Consider the following 15,737-nt stretch of genomic DNA (forward strand, 5'->3'; position numbering starts at 1 on the left):
AATTCATTTGAATACTCTTTAAATTTATTCTCTTCTGATATTCATAAATGAAAATTAAAAAAGATTGGATCACGGAACCCAATCTTTTATTCTGTGGGATATATGGGACGGAAACAATAAAGTTTCCTTATTCCTACATACACAGAGAAGAGTAATAAATAAGGTAGGTTTAGTTAGGTTATGTATTTATGTATGAGCCAATGGGCAGTTAACTGTCCCACTGGCTTTTAATCAACTTTCGTTTTTAACAGGATTACCCCGCATCATCTTCTCAAACTTTTTTAGCTGTTCATCATGAATTTCGGTAAGTGTACTAAATTCAGTGTCACGTCGCTTACCATTATTCATGCCGATGTGGGTACCTGTAGAATCATTGATAATACTTTCTTCTTTACCATCCGGATGTGGAGTGGTTTCTGTTCCAGTGTCTCTTTGTGGCATAGCATGAACTCCTTACCTCACGAAAATCGTATTACTGACGCTTTTTAGTTTTCTTATTGTTATACTTTTCGTTTGGTGTCAGTGGCTCATTCGCAAATTCATGGTCAAATTGCTTCGAAAGCTTTTTTCGTACAGCTTGTTCATCACTGAATCCACCGCTACTAAGCTTCTTTTTACCCATTAAAAACACCTCCACACCTATAGTGTTCTTCATTTTGGGTGAAATATGTTAGCTTCTATTTATTGGATAAGGGTATGGAATTAAGTGGGTGCTTGGGCTTCTGGCCGGGCGCATCATTCACGTTTTTGGGCACATGCTCTCCTGGGGTGAGCTCATTATCTGGCCATTACTTCCGTCCAAAATAACAATGTCCTCTAATGAAACAATCCTGTTTCCTTTGCCTTTTCCTTCAGCTTATCGGTCTGTTTATTAATCACTTCTTTTAATCCTCCACCAAGAACAAGGGCTAATAAGCCGAATATTCCTAGGAAAAGTAAATCATGAAACACCTTGTCCCATATAATTCCACCAACCGCTTCTCGCATTAGCGAAATTGCATACGTAAACGGTAAAAATGGGCTGATAAATTGAAAAAACTCAGGGAGCAAGACAACTGGGTAAGTTCCCCCTGATCCGGCAATTTGCAGAACCAACAAGACAATTGCTAATGCTTTTCCAACATCACCAAGCACAGAAACTAATGTATACACGATTATCATGAAAATAGCACTACATATAATGCCAAATATTACAAACCATACTGGCTCTTGTACTTCCACATGAAAGATTAACATATCTCCTAACGTTACGATGATAGTTTGTAAAAATCCGATTGTTAAGAAGGTCATCATTCTTCCGGCATATACCTGTCTACCAGTAAAATTCTTACGATCATGATGAACATCTGTTGATAATAATGAAATTAACAATAAAGCTCCAACCCAAATAGCAAGTACCGTATAAAACGGTGTCATCCCTGTACCATAATTCGCAATGGAGAATACCTTATTTTCATTTAGTAATACCGGCTCTTCAAAAAATCCTTTCTCAGCTTCTGGATCGTTTCGAAGTAAATTAATTAACTCATTAATATCAACTTCGCCTTGAATTTCTCTTATCCGGTTTGCAAGTTCATTCACTTTTTCATTAATATAAGGAAACTCATTGGAGGCTTCATTTAGAACATCTTCACCATTGGCAAGTTTGTCTTGGGTTCGATTCAGCATTCCTGCTACTTCTGGAATCGTGGCCTGAACCTTTTCTAGCACTTCTTTAGCTCTAGATACAGACTCTTTTGCACTGCTTACTTTCTCTTTTATATTGGGTTTAAATACTTCTTGATAATCTTTAGCAAAAGTATCCAGCTGAGTTTTTAACGTGGATGTGTTTTCCTTTAGATTTGGAAGTAATTTTTCCCATTCTGCAGCCTGATTTGTTATCTTGTTAACCTGCTCATTTACATTTGTTAAATTTTCATTTATTGTTTGAATTTCCTGTAATGCTTGATCCAATGTATCATTCGTTTCGTTCGAATTACCTTCTGTATTCTTTAGTTCATTTAGAGCTTCTTCCATATTATTTAGGGAATCCTGTGAATTAGTAATCTGTCCCGAAATCTTGTCCGAACTCTCCTCGGTAACATTGCCCTCTAATTGTTGCACAAAATCATTGGTTTCCGTTACAATCGTCTGCATTCTAGCGATATCTTCATCAATTTTCGGTTCAATTTCATCCAGTCTTTGCTCCGTTTGGTCCAATAGGTCGTTCGCATTCTCAACTATATTCATCCCCTTTTCTGTCGCATCTTCCGCTTCTGGGATAAAGTTTTGAGCTTGCCGAATCATTTCGTCTGCTCTATTGGCATCATTTATTGTCTCATTGAGCATACGATGGATTTCAGGGAGTTTCTCCTCTAATGTAAACAGGTAGTCTTCGAATTTCTTTATGTCCGGTAAGTTTTCTCCAAGTTCAATGCCAATTTCATTAAATTTATCAAAAATAACCCCATTCACCGTGGCAGTAAACTTACGCGTTACTTGATCTACTATTACACTTGCACCCTTATCGGTTATCTTTGGTGCAATTGCATTTATTTTTTCATTTACATAATATTCTACTTCGGCTTTCTCCGGGTGGTCGCTAATTACAGTCCCTAGGCTTTCAGAAAAATTCTTTGGAATAACGATAACCGCATAATAGTCGCCATATTCCAGCCTATCCATCGCTTCATTTCTATGTACAAACTGCCACCCCATCGATTTATTCTCTTTTAAGGATTCAACTAGTTCATCACCAACATGTATTTCCTGATCCCTAACAATCGCTCCCTCATCTTCATTAACAATTCCGATTGGGATTTGCTCCGTCTGAGAATATGGATCCCAAGAGGCAGCAATATTAAACCAAGCGTATAGGGAAGGTAGTAAAATTAACCCACCTATTAAAATCGCAGCGACCCAGTTTGTACCAATGTTTTTAATATCACGTAAAAATATTTTGAAGCTTGCTTTCATCTGTATCATTCCCATTGTTGTTATATTTCTTATAGTGTCCAAAAAGGAGTATATCACCAATTGTTTAATCCTGTCGTTAAAAAACTTCCCCTTAAATAGTATTTAATCAAAAGTAGGGACTATTTCCTACGGTTGATATGATTCACAGCAAAGAAATTCAAAAATTCAGGATTTCATAGCATCGCCTCAGGAATTAACTTCTCTACTTCAGTAAGTTCGTCATATCCAATTCCAGCCCAGACTTCCTACTGTCGCCACCATCAAAAAAAGCAAAAAGAGCAACCACGCCATAAAACTGCGAGTTGCCCCTAAACTTAGATTAACATTTACTCCTATTCCTCATCCCCACCACGATAACGCTTATACGGCAGTGGATTCCAAGTACGATATTGCAATTCATCCTTACGAAACGGTGCAGGAATATCCTCTAAAATACGCTTTGCAACGTCTAATTCCCGCTCTGCCTCCGATTTATCTTGATACATAAACTCATCCGAAGCTTTCTCTAGAGCCTTATCAACCTTCTCTTCTAAATTATCCACAACCATCTCTTGCTGGCGGCGAATCGCGTCACGAGCCTCTGCCACCCAATCTGGTTGAACATTGCGCAGATTATCGGTCACATAACTAAATTCCTCAAAGATTCCTTTATATATGCGGTCTGCATTTTCTCGAACATCGTTTATAACTGCCTCCAGATCCTCAATCGTTAGCTGTTCCACCTCAAGGGCATTACGACGTTTTGGACCACCAATACGAGTATTTTCTAGATAATAAGGAAAAATACTTTTAATGGTTTTACCTACTGGATTAATTGCTAAACCATTTTTATCGACACCTTTAGGTTGAACTCCCTGCATGGCAATCCGTGCAGATTCAGGACGTACGATCTCCTTTGGTGGTAATACACCATAACGAAGAAGCTCGCGAATACCAGTACCAGAAATATTAATACGATATTTCTGATCATGTGGACATGTTTGTTCTGTCGCAGAAGAATCACAGCGTGTGCAATAGAATACCTCATGGAATAAGCGAACATCAATACCTAATTCATTTGGTGTAAATTCATCAAAGATAGAGTGACTTGCATATTTATCATAATAATCACCAATACCTGCATGATCTCGACCGATCAATGCATGTGTACATCCATAGTTTTTCATTATTAATGCATGGAGAACCGCTTCCCGTGGTCCAGCAAATATATATGTCACGCGTAATGGAGCAAGCATTGTTCTTTCCTTTGGATAATACTCCTCCAGTACGGCACGATATGATAACATACGGAATTCATGCCTTGTATATTCCCGTTTCGCCATTTCTACTAATGGCTGCACAAATAGTCCATCCATTTCTTCCAGTGCGTTCCGGTGAATATATTCATGACCTCTGTGTAATGGGTTCGCACCAGTAATGAACCCACCAACTGAATTCATTTTCTTGTCTTCATAAAATAACTTCCATGTGTCTTTTGGTTCCATCCGGATACTTTCAAATGGTCCCCAATGCACGCGACGCACCAATGTAATTGGACCTGCTAAAGCTGTATCTCCCATACGACGGTAAATCGCATCAACGCCTGGGTGATTACGGTCTTTCGTTCCAAATACATGCTCCGCACGGAAATCACGATCATAATGGAAAATGTCTTCTAGTTTCATAATTGCAACTGGCTCTTTTGTTTCATCTGCTAATGCTATTTCATCACCTACAGACAAACCTTTGATAATTTGTTTATTGCGATCACCAATTGGTGCGAAGCTTAGAGGAACAGGCCACACAACCCCATTTGTTAAACGACCTTCTGTTAAGACAGACTTATAATCTGCCTCATTCATGAATCCCTCGTTTGGAGATAATACACCTGTCGCAATCATTTCTAGTGTAATAACTGCTTCTAAATCAACCATAATCATTGGTAATTGCTTCGCACGGTCTAGTTCTTCTTCACGTTCTTTTCCTCTAAGTACTCGATCGACCAACTTTCCCCCATGTGGTTGCTGTGGATAGCTTGCGAATTTTTCTTCGGTTAATACGATAGTATCTTGACTCATGATCTTTCCTCCTCATTAGTCCCTATTAATATCACTATATTTATAAAAACTAGCTAACATACATGAAAATCCTTAAAACAGGAAAAGCAACTACCCATATTATGGACAGCGCTTCGCCCCAAAATTATTAATTAGAACTACGGTAACCAGTATTTGCTCTAACCTTAACCTCCGCATATTTCTTAAAGTCATATTCCTTAGAGAATATAGTTCCAAGATATCCTCCCAAGAATCCTAATGGCACACTGACTAGTGCAGGGTTATCTAATGGGAAGATTGGGTTCCCTACAAATAGAGCTGTGCCTTCTACTGGTGAAAATACACTCGGACTCATGGATACAAGTACCAGTGCCGAGATTAATCCTGTCAATAATGCCCAAACTGCACCAGATGTGTTAAAGCGCTTCCAATATACCGTGTATAGAATTACTGGTAAGTTTGCACTTGCTGCGATACAGAATGCTAGTGAAACTAGGAATGCGACATTTAAGTACTGCGCACCTAATGATAACAAAATCGATAGCACGGAAACTCCAAGTGCCGCATAACGAGCAGCTAGCATTTGCTCTCGCTCAGTTGCCTTACCTTTTTTTACAATTTCCCCATAAATATCATGTGCAAATGCAGAAGCACCGGATAACACAAGACCTGCAACGACTGCAAGAATAGTCGCAAATGCTACTGCAGAAATGAAGGCAAATAATATATTTCCACCTATTGCTTCTGCAAGTAATGGTGCCGCCATGTTTCCACCAGGGTTAGCTGCGAGGATCTCACTTTGACCAACATAGATCGCTGCTCCAAAACCTAGGAAAAGCGTAAGGATATAGAAAATCCCAATTGTCCATGTTGCAGTAATAACAGAGCTTCTTGCCGTCTTTGCATCCTTAACCGTAAAGAATCGCATAAGTATATGTGGTAATCCTGCTGTACCAAGGACCAATGCAAGCATTAAGGAAATGGTACCTAATGGATTATCATACTTTATTCCAGGATTTAAGTAATCTGCGCCATGACTAGTCGCTGTTTTTACCTCTGTAAACATTGCTCCAATATTGAAATTAAACTTCAGGAGTACAATAAATGAGATGATGATCATGCCAGCCATTAACAGGACTGCTTTCGTAATTTGCACCCAGCTTGTTGCAATCATCCCACCGAATAACACATAAATCGTCATCATAACCCCAACGATTAAAACGGCAATCCAATATGGAATATCGAATAAAAGTTGAATGAGTGCACCTGCACCAACTAGCTGCGCAATCATGTAAAAAAGAACAATGGTAATGGTGCTAAGTGCAGCCGCTCCCCTTACTCTCTTTGCATTAAAACGAGAGTTAATCATGTCGGCAAGGGTGTATTTTCCAAGGTTACGAAGTGGTTCAGCAACGAGAAGTAACACCACTAAATACGCAATTAAAAATCCAATACTATAGAAAAATCCATCAAAACCATTTAACGCAATTGCACCTGCAATACCAAGGAAGGATGCTGCCGATAAATAGTCACCAGCAATTGCAAGCCCATTTTGCCATCCAGTAAGTCCTCCACCTGCCGTGTAGAAGTCACCGGTTGATTTGGTGCGTTTGGCTGCAAAATAGGTTATAACTAGGGTAAGTAAAACGATTGCTAGGAACAGAATAATGACAACCGGATCCATTAGGCTTTACCTCCTCTTTCAATCTGCTCTTTTACAATTTGATCAGCATCTTTATCAAAGGTATTAGCCTTTTTCACATAGATCGAACAAATAACCCAGGTCATCACAAATTGTGCAACCGCAAATACCCAAGCCCAAGTAATATCACCAAATACTGGCGTGTTTAAAAACGTTCCATAAGATGTTGAGATGGGTAATAAAAAGTAAAATACTAAGAAAAAGATTGTCATTGGTACAATAAATTTCTTTTTGTTTTCCATTAATTTCTTAAACTGTGGACTGCTCTCCACCTTTTCAAAGTCAACATGATTCTTCTCTTCATTCACAAGCTTTGGTTGTGCCACAAATCCATCCCCCTTATTTCCAAAATTCAAACTAGTTGTAAGCGCTTACTAAATAGTATAATAATTTTGGACATTCATAATATTAATTTAGGGTAAATGGTTGGATTTTATGTTTGAATGGTTTTGAATAGAGAGTGAATGGTTTACTTTTTCATCTTCTGACTTTGTATTATTTCTTCATTAATGATTAGCAGTATCACAATAAATATAATGGTGGCTCCTACCAAGAAGATTTTAGAAATAATCTTGTTTCGAACCAAAAGACCCCCCTCCCTTTTTAAACTTTTCTACTCCAATAAATTGTTTATATTTTTCATAATTTTAACATATCTCACTATACAAAACTATCCCCTTTAAGTTAAACTCCTCGTAAAACCTGATACTACGAGTACAACATCATTCAAAAGGAAACAATTGATTCTTCCTAATTATCCACCCGTAGTTCTTAATAAAGAATTATTTTCTATTGTAATTTCTTAATATTATTGTATAATTCAATTAAATGAAATAATTTTCATTTCATTTTTTTGTTTGTATTGTTCTTTATTAAGAACAATACACAGAAGTGAGTAATACATGCCTAGAAAAATAAACGGAAGGGGGATGATTCCTTTACATTAAATCTATTAATCAAGAGAATGACAGCACGTTCATTTTTCTATTGCGATTAATAGATTTTCATACTTAAGTAGATAAATATTATTTATTTCCGTTACTCTGGCACAGACGGAAAAGAGGAGAAGGGAGAAATTTAATTGAAGAAAAGAAAGCTTACAAAACTATTTAGTAGTTTCCTAGCCTTTATGATGGTGCTTTCACTCGTATTGCCTGTTTCCGCAACAGAACTGAATGGTTCTAAATCATTCAAGAATCAGCTACCGAATGAAGAAAGCATGTTGAAAAAGGTAGAAGCAATTACCAATCAACTAGCTACATCAGAAGGAATGCCTAAGTTACACAAGGATTTACGGGGGTTATCAGGAAATGAAATGGTTCCCGTTATTATACATCTTTCAGAGAAACCTGTAGCTTTAGAACAGGGAATTGCTGAACTTAAAGGCCAGAATTTATCCAGCTCTAAAGTAAACCAAATTCGCGATATAATTAATAAGCAGCGTGGTCGTGTACTTAATGAAATGACTGCTAAGAATATCCTATTCGATAAAGGTTTTGAATACGATACAGTACTTAACGGTTTTGCTGCTGAAGTAAAAGCAGACGACCTTAACAAGCTATTAGATATTAAGGGCGTTACATTAGTAGAACCAGACACTATCGTTTATGCCGACGATATCCGAAAGTCTAGAGATACATCTTCTCTTAAGAAAAAAGCATCGTCTGTAGTTAAGAAGGAACAAGAATTCGAAACACAGATGAATACAAGTATCGACCACTTAGGGATTGAACAAATTTGGGACGAGGGATACAAAGGAGATGGAATCAAGGTAGCAGTACTAGATACTGGTATTGATCCAGACCACCCGGAGTTCCAGGGAATCTATAAAGGTGGAAAGAACTTCATCGCAAGCAGTGCTGATTATAATCGTGAACGTGCAGATGATGATGCACGTGAAACTTCTCCAGCAGAACGTCCGGCACACATGCCTGAAATTAATGCAAGCGGCCGAACTTTCTGGACGGACCATGGAACGCACGTAGCTGGAACAATTGCTGCAATTGGAGCAAATGAATACGGAATTAAAGGAATTGCACCAGAAGTTGATCTATATGCATACCGCGTTCTGGGTGCATACGGAAGTGGAGCAACATCTGGAATTATCTCAGCCGTCGAGCATGCGGTTAATGAAGAAATGGATGTTATTAACCTATCACTAGGCGGAGGCAGTAATTCAGAAAATGATAGTTTGTCCTATGCGATTAACAATGCCATGATGGCAGGCGTAATATCAGTTCTCTCTTCTGGTAACTCTGGTCCAGGCCGTGGATCAGTAACAACTCCTGGAACTTCACCTCTAGGAATTGTTGTTGGTAACACGACTAATCCAGAAACACAACACAACGGTGAAGTAACAGTCACTATTGGTGATGATTACAACTATTCTAAGGAATTAAAATTCATGGGGACAACATTTGGACAAAACCTAGTAGATCAACTAGTTGGTGAGTATGAGCTTGTTGCCATCCCAGGATTTGGTGATAAAGCAGACTATGAAGGAATTGATGTGGAAGGTAAAGTTGCCCTTATCTCCCGTGGAGAACTTGCATTTGTAGATAAAATTGCCAATGCAAAGGAAAACGGTGCAGTCGCAACTATTATCCATAACTTCTCAGGAGGAACTAATGCACCTGATATATCAAATGTGTTCTTAGGTGATTCATTTGCCTTCATACCAACAATCGATATGTCTGTTACAGATGGAGAAGCAATACGCGATGCACTTGAGACAGGACCGGGAACTGTCACATTTGGCAACTTCAACTCCACTCAGTCTGCTGGTGATGAAGTGAATGATTCGAGTTCACGTGGACCAACCACACCGAACTTTGATATCAAACCAGATGTAACTGCACCAGGTACGAATATTATGTCTTCTATTCCTGCTTACAAGTGGGATTTCCCAGATGCAACCTATGAACAGTCATATGATCGCTTTACAGGTACATCCATGTCAGCACCGCATATTACTGGAATTGCAGCTCTAATTTTACAAGCTAATCCAGATTGGGATCCGTTTGATGTAAAAGTAGCTCTTTCAAATACTGCAAAGCTTCTAGACACTGAAAAATATGATGTCTTCGCTCAAGGAGCAGGTCGTGTAGATGCTTATGCTGCTGCATTCCCAAGTGTACTTGCTTATGCAGAGGATCAAGCACGACTTGATGATAGTGGTGAAATGGTACCAAACCTAAAAGGAACCGTTACATTTGGGCCGCAAGACTTGGCTGAGGATATTTCAGTAACGAAGCAAATTCGTGTGAAAGACCTAAAAGGTGAAGGCGGAAACTTCAATGTGATGGTCGATGTGACAAAGTCATTTGGTGATGCAACATTGAGTGTTGACAATCCTTCCTTTACATTAGCACCAAATGGTGAACAGCTATTAAACGTAACACTTACAGTAAGTGCACAAGATACTAATATTGGCGACGAGTTTTTAGGCTATATCCATGTTAATGGTGGAGAAAATAATATATCCCTACCATTTGCAGCAGATTTTGGTGGAGAAGCAGCAACGGAAATTAGAGACATGGAGATCACTGAAACCGATCTTTCCTTTAATGGTGATGGAGTAAATGATCAAGCAATGCTTTACTTTACCATTACTGGCGATGTCGGAACAAACTATATTGAACTTTGGAATATTGAAGACCCTGCAGATGGATATTATGGCGATGGTTATATCGGATACCTACATGCTGGTAATTCCTTAGGCGCAGGATCTTACCAATTAAGCATCACAGGACAATACAGACCTTGGGCTCCACCTCAAGGCTTAACTAATATTCCTGATGGTTTATATACCGTTGATTTTACAGCACTAGCGGCACAAGGTGTTATTGGTGATTATGTTGGTCCAATTTTTGTAAAATCAACTGACCCTGAAATTTCAGGGGAAGTGAATGAAAGCAAAATTTCAGGTCAAGTAACAGATAAATACATTGATTATATTGATGTCCTAACGCCATATGGACTTCAATATGACTTAAACACTAAGCTTAGCGCGTCTTATATAGTTACTAGTGATGGCGTTGAGGGTAATGCTGTACCGTTAACACTAAACCAAGATGGTTCATTTGAAATTGATCTACCAGAAGGTGCTGAAAAAGTTAGCGTTCTTGTAGATGATGCTGCAGGAAATAGTGGCATGGCAGAATTTGAAATTGAACAAGAGGAAGAACCAGTAGTTAGCCTATCTGTCAATCCTTCAGAAGTGAGCCTTAAAGAAGGGGAAGAAGCTTCAGTTGTAGTAACTCAAACTACTACAATTGGCGACGATTCTACTAATGAAGATGTAACCGCTCAAGCAACTTATTCTGTAGCTGATGAATCCGTTGCAACTGTTGAAGCAGGAGTTATTACAGCAGTTGGCGCTGGTGAAACAACGGTAATGATTACCTACGGTGATAATTCCGTAACTGTAGATGTAACTGTAGTTGACGGCGACCCAGAACCTGGAGATGTGTCACTAGTTTCAGATACAGATGTCATACTAGTAAACGTAGGCACTACAGGTAATGTAACTATTAAAGAAGTAGATGCAAATGGCAAAGAAAAAGATGTAACTGCATTAGCAACATATGAAGTATCTAACGAAAACATAGCATCAGCTGAAGCAGGGGCAATCACAGGTATAGCGCCTGGTATCACCAAAGTAACAGTCACATACGGTGAAAACTCTGTGGAGATAATGGTTGCTGTAGCTAGTAACGACACGGTTAGACCACCAAGACCATTAACTAGGTAAGTAAAATTCTTAGCAGGTGAATTAATAAAACAATTCGCCTGCTATTTTTAATACTTTCTATTACTCTTTACTAATTCATTTCGCATCTTCTTAATCTCTTCAGTCTGTACAAGAAGGTTATTATTAACCTTCCTTAATGCATCATATATTGCAAATACACCAGCAAAAATCATAACTAATAATAGTGATTCCATCCTCTTCTCCTATCTCCAATAAAATTAGTTACTGTCCTCTTATCTCTCCATAAGTAATTTTCATGCTAGGGGCGTAAATTAAAGAGGAATCCATGTTAAACACTTGAGAAAACAAGAGTTCAGCCTCATACTGATCCTGTGCCTCCTTAAATGAGATCCCGCGTTTTAATAAACGCTCAATAAACTGTTCTTCACTCACAGGCTCCCCGCCTATGCCCTCTTCTTTAAGAGAAGAAAACAATTTTTGCTTATCTTGTTGATTCATATCAGGATGGAGGATATTCACCTTATCGCTGACTCTGCACTCGATGTTCTTCACACCAAGTTCATACAAATATTGAGGTAATTTTACTCCGATATTGCCATCCAATCCGGCTTTTCTTGAACTCTCTTCGAACAATTTCTGTAGTATACCAAGTGGTACAATTTGTGATTGTTCATAACCTTCGAGTTCATATGACGACATCCCCGAAATCCAATGTGGTTCAAAACAAATTATCATTCCATGATTAACGACTGAGTTTACCATTTTTAGAAGCATACTTTTTGGCTCGGACATATGTAATAGAAAAGCGTGACAAACGGCAATATCATACTTATCCTCTAATTCTATCTCATTCGAATCCGCTACAAAAAATTCAGATTCATAAGGTAGATTTTTAAAATATTCTATCGCCTTATTAATAAGCTGTTGGCCTTTATCGATTCCTGTATATTTGGATCCTTTTGGTAAGAGCGGTAATAATTTTAGTGCCAAGTACCCATATCCACAACCGAAATCAATAATATGTACCGGTTTAGAAATCTTCCAAACTCTACTTACTAAAAACTCTAAATAGTCATCATTATAATTTAAATCTCTCGTTCTTTTGAGATACTCCAATTGAGTATCCCAATAGTATTCCTCCATTTATGTCCTCCCCTTCTTTTTGAAATCACAATTACTATTCTCTGTGTTTTATTGAAAATCCTGTTATGCTCCATCTAGGTCAGCCCACCAATACCGCTTTCAATCATATAGCATATCAATACATTTTCCTTCATCCCTTACCTCTCGATAAGTACCTTTCGCTTCTCTAGTGACTAGTAGATGTGAACTACATCCACAGTGAAGTTTCACCACCTAGATAGACACCATGTCTTGACGTACAAAAGAAAGGCGCTCTATTTGAACGCCTTATAAACTATAGGTGCTGATCTATAAATTAGTATTGCTAAAGGCTAATATTTCTAATATGCGAGAAAATGACCAAATTACTACTTCCTTAGGGAAATCTTCTTTTTCAGCACATACAGACAATGTATAATTCGGATCAATGTTATATTGTTTGAAGTATGGATTACTGTTGTTAATTGAATTAACTAGTTGAATATCAACTAAAGAATTTTTTTTAACTGTAAGAGAACTAACGGGGTAGGAGAAGCCTTCTCCTATCATTTTTATATAACTTTCTTTTAAGGTCCAAAGATCATAAAAATACTCTTGCTGATTGAAAGGATTCTTAGACCTAATGTCTATTAATTCTTCTAATGAGAATACTTTCTCAAAATACCTTAACTCAATTGGCTTTTTGTATTCAATATCTATTCCGACTTGGCATGAATCAACAACACAAACAACCCACTCATTTGAATGGGAGATATTATACATAAAACTACTTTCATTTTTTAAACGAGGCTTACCAAAACGATTGTATTCAAAATCAATCTCTTCATTTGAAAGTCTTATTTTATTTTCCAGGATGATTAACCTAATTACTATATCTCCAATGAGGGTCTGATACAGACTTTGCTTATGTTTCACTTTTTTTATCTTTTCTCTTTTTTCTATTGAAGTAAAGGATAAAAGGACTTGATAATCTTCTTCATTGATTTCTTCAGGTATTTTCACAGCATAAACCTTTAACATTTTCACACCCTCTCAAATACGTTTCAACACATTAACGAATCCATTCTTGATAATGATCCATAACATTCTCTCTAGGTCCAAACAATCTAATACCTTGTAATACAAACTCATTCCAAATTGGATGATAGGGTTCATCCATTATGGTTAGCATTACACCATTTAAGTAGGAAAAGTATGATGAAAATACGACATTCGGATCTATCTCTATTAGCTCCCCCTTTTTCTGCCCTTCAACAATGGTATGATTTACAATTTCCTTTAACTCATCAAAAAACAGAAGAATTCTTTCTACCAGTTCAGGAAATAACTCTTTTTGCCCAATAACATATTGTACTAAGCGAAAAGGTGTGCGTTGTTCTGTTAATGATATAAATTGCTTGTTTACCATTTTGGAAATTCTCTGGATAGGTGTTCCTTCTACCTCATTAATCATCTCAAACAATCTTTTCACATCAGCGAAAGGAGCAGTAACCGCCTCTACAAATAACTGCTCTTTATTATTGAAATAATATGCGACACTCCCGAAGCTTACATTAGCCTCCTTAGCAATATCTGAAATTGTCGTTGCAAAATATCCTTTTTCAGCAAATAGAGCTATTGCTTCATGTAATATTATATTTTTCCTTAATTCTCTACTATTTTTTTTCGTAGCAAATTCGTTCACTTCTTACAACTCCAATTAAAAGGGTTTATGAAACCATTATAATCATAATTTCTATTTGTGGCAATTGAATAAATTATCAAATAAATTCCGAAAAACACTTTACAATATACCTGTTTTGTTTTAAAATTTGATTAGTCAATCAAATTGATTACCCAATCAAACTTTTTGACTAATCAAACGAATAATGAGGAGTGATTAGTTTGAAAAAGACACTATTTGAACCTTTAAAATTAAAGAAATTTCGTATCCTTTTTTCAGCACAAGTAATTTCCGATTTAGGTAACTGGTTAGACTTTACTGCATTACTAGTATTATTCGCTTATTCCTGGGAGCTTGGACCAGGTGCACTAGCATCATTAACCATTTCGATTGGATTACCTGGTTTAATTCTTGGTCCATTTACTGGTGTATTCGTCGACAAACTACCTTTAAAAACAGTTATGATTGTCTCAGATTTATTACGAGCATTAACAGTTTTTTGTTTAATTTTTGCTCCTAATTTCTATGTAGTACTTATACTAATTGTATTTAGGGGTACCTTTACAACATTTTTTGATCCAGCAAGGCAAAGTGCAATCAAACTCCTTGTTCCAAAAGAACAATTATTAAAAGCAAGTTCCCTAAGTCAACTCTCCTTAAATGGCTCCAAAATTATAGGGCCAGCTTTAGGAAGTGCTTTACTACTATTTACAACACCTCAGATGGCATTTTTAATTGACTCTATTAGTTACACAGTATCCGCACTCTTATTACTTTTCCTTCCTAAAATGGAGAAGGAGAAACAAGAGACCACAGAGAAGAACAAAATATTTAAAGGCTTTTGGAAAGACTTACGTGAAGGGCTTGTATTTATATCAAATAAAAAGACTCTTCTTATACTTATTCTGTTTAACGGAACTGTTTTTTTTATAGTATATTTATTTGATAGTTTGGGTGTTTTACTTGCAAAAGATATGGGAATAGAAGATAGTGTTTTCGGAATATTTATCAGTATTGTGGGAGTGGGTGCTCTGGTTGGCGCCATAACCATTGGTCAGTGGAGTGGAAAGTATAACCATTTAAATATACTAACCATATCTGCTTTGTTCTTAGGTATAATGCTTATTTTAACCGGCTTAGGAGGATTTGGTTATCTTCCAAGAATAATTCCCTTATGGTTAGCCATATGGTTTATTATTGGTCTTTCTATTGGAACTATTTCAGTCTGCTATGGATATTTACTACAGCTGCATACACCACAACAACTAATGGGAAGAGTTTCAAGTTCTGCTAATGCCTTAGTAAACGGGGCGATGGTTATCGCACCAACCATTGGCTCACTTTTAGCCATTTGGATAGAGGTAAGTGGAGTATTTTTAACATCAGGATTATTAATAATGTCAGTATGTGGATTTGTATTCTTTGCGTACAAAAAGATTAGGATAGGAGGCGTAAGACAAGAAGGGCTAGCTAAATAAATTCTTATTGATTGGGTTCAGGATTCATGTGTGTCTTGATAGTAAAGCGGTAAGTAAAATCTATATA

Annotated in this window: 12 protein-coding genes; 2 read left to right on the forward strand and 10 right to left on the reverse strand. The window is 37.3% G+C overall.

Going from position 1 to position 15,737, the window contains the following annotated elements; translation table 11 throughout:
• Positions 1 to 231: 231 nt before the first annotated feature.
• From TY11_RS18480 to TY11_RS18505, 6 genes are all read right to left on the reverse strand, one after another.
• Positions 232 to 441 carry a hypothetical protein gene (locus TY11_RS18480; protein ID WP_042149738.1) on the reverse strand — a complete coding sequence of 70 codons (210 nt, stop codon included), beginning with the start codon at positions 439 to 441 and terminating at the stop codon, positions 232 to 234.
• Between the two features lie 31 nt (positions 442 to 472).
• Positions 473 to 622, reverse strand: coding sequence for a small acid-soluble spore protein SspO (gene sspO, locus TY11_RS18485; RefSeq protein WP_042149740.1), 150 nt, complete (start codon positions 620 to 622; stop codon positions 473 to 475).
• Positions 623 to 816: 194 nt separating this feature from the next.
• Entirely contained in the window at positions 817 to 2,955 is a 2,139-nt protein-coding gene (locus TY11_RS18490) for a YhgE/Pip domain-containing protein (RefSeq protein ID WP_042149743.1), read from the reverse strand.
• Between the two features lie 332 nt (positions 2,956 to 3,287).
• Positions 3,288 to 5,012, reverse strand: coding sequence for a sulfate adenylyltransferase (locus tag TY11_RS18495; protein WP_042149746.1), 1,725 nt, complete (start codon positions 5,010 to 5,012; stop codon positions 3,288 to 3,290).
• 127 nt (positions 5,013 to 5,139) lie between these two features.
• Positions 5,140 to 6,675, reverse strand: a complete 1,536-nt coding sequence (locus TY11_RS18500) for a solute symporter family protein (protein WP_042149749.1) — start codon at positions 6,673 to 6,675, stop codon at positions 5,140 to 5,142.
• Complete coding sequence (locus TY11_RS18505) at positions 6,675 to 7,019, reverse strand: DUF485 domain-containing protein (protein WP_155982738.1); 345 nt, start codon at positions 7,017 to 7,019, stop codon at positions 6,675 to 6,677. Before TY11_RS18505 ends, TY11_RS18500 begins: the two co-directional genes overlap by 1 nt.
• A 755-nt stretch (positions 7,020 to 7,774) precedes the next feature.
• On the opposite strand from TY11_RS18505, the gene TY11_RS19930 reads away from it, so the two are divergent.
• Positions 7,775 to 11,446: a S8 family serine peptidase gene (locus TY11_RS19930; protein ID WP_052345900.1), complete on the forward strand. Its 3,672-nt coding sequence runs from the start codon at positions 7,775 to 7,777 to the stop codon at positions 11,444 to 11,446.
• 47 nt (positions 11,447 to 11,493) lie between these two features.
• Here TY11_RS19930 and TY11_RS20730 read toward each other — a convergent pair whose 3' ends face one another.
• The 4 genes from TY11_RS20730 to TY11_RS18525 form a co-directional block, all read right to left on the reverse strand.
• Positions 11,494 to 11,640, reverse strand: coding sequence for a hypothetical protein (locus tag TY11_RS20730; protein ID WP_197025122.1), 147 nt, complete (start codon positions 11,638 to 11,640; stop codon positions 11,494 to 11,496).
• A 28-nt stretch (positions 11,641 to 11,668) separates the two neighbouring features.
• Positions 11,669 to 12,550 carry a methyltransferase domain-containing protein gene (locus TY11_RS18515; RefSeq protein WP_042149752.1) on the reverse strand — a complete coding sequence of 294 codons (882 nt, stop codon included), beginning with the start codon at positions 12,548 to 12,550 and terminating at the stop codon, positions 11,669 to 11,671.
• A 288-nt stretch (positions 12,551 to 12,838) separates the two neighbouring features.
• Positions 12,839 to 13,549, reverse strand: coding sequence for a 4'-phosphopantetheinyl transferase family protein (locus TY11_RS18520; RefSeq protein ID WP_042149755.1), 711 nt, complete (start codon positions 13,547 to 13,549; stop codon positions 12,839 to 12,841).
• Positions 13,550 to 13,580: 31 nt separating this feature from the next.
• Complete coding sequence (locus TY11_RS18525; RefSeq protein WP_042149758.1) at positions 13,581 to 14,213, reverse strand: TetR/AcrR family transcriptional regulator; 633 nt, start codon at positions 14,211 to 14,213, stop codon at positions 13,581 to 13,583.
• Positions 14,214 to 14,413: 200 nt separating this feature from the next.
• On the opposite strand from TY11_RS18525, the gene TY11_RS18530 reads away from it, so the two are divergent.
• Positions 14,414 to 15,670 carry an MFS transporter gene (locus tag TY11_RS18530; protein ID WP_042149761.1) on the forward strand — a complete coding sequence of 419 codons (1,257 nt, stop codon included), beginning with the start codon at positions 14,414 to 14,416 and terminating at the stop codon, positions 15,668 to 15,670.
• The last annotated feature ends 67 nt before the right edge of the window (positions 15,671 to 15,737 follow it).

Origin of the sequence: Paucisalibacillus algeriensis (assembly GCF_000577245.1) — a bacterium.
Taxonomy (GTDB): domain Bacteria; phylum Bacillota; class Bacilli; order Bacillales; family Amphibacillaceae; genus Ornithinibacillus.

What these genes read in the sequence shown, in the direction of transcription:
- TY11_RS18480 (WP_042149738.1), bottom strand. Translation starts at nt 441, where the DNA reads ATGCCACAAAGAGACACTGGAACAGAAACCACTCCACATCCGGATGGT.
- sspO (WP_042149740.1), bottom strand. Translation starts at nt 622, where the DNA reads ATGGGTAAAAAGAAGCTTAGTAGCGGTGGATTCAGTGATGAACAAGCT.
- TY11_RS18490 (WP_042149743.1), bottom strand. Translation starts at nt 2,955, where the DNA reads ATGAAAGCAAGCTTCAAAATATTTTTACGTGATATTAAAAACATTGGT.
- TY11_RS18495 (WP_042149746.1), bottom strand. Translation starts at nt 5,012, where the DNA reads ATGAGTCAAGATACTATCGTATTAACCGAAGAAAAATTCGCAAGCTAT.
- TY11_RS18500 (WP_042149749.1), bottom strand. Translation starts at nt 6,675, where the DNA reads ATGGATCCGGTTGTCATTATTCTGTTCCTAGCAATCGTTTTACTTACC.
- TY11_RS20730 (WP_197025122.1), bottom strand. Translation starts at nt 11,640, where the DNA reads ATGGAATCACTATTATTAGTTATGATTTTTGCTGGTGTATTTGCAATA.
- TY11_RS18515 (WP_042149752.1), bottom strand. Translation starts at nt 12,550, where the DNA reads ATGGAGGAATACTATTGGGATACTCAATTGGAGTATCTCAAAAGAACG.
- TY11_RS18520 (WP_042149755.1), bottom strand. Translation starts at nt 13,549, where the DNA reads ATGTTAAAGGTTTATGCTGTGAAAATACCTGAAGAAATCAATGAAGAA.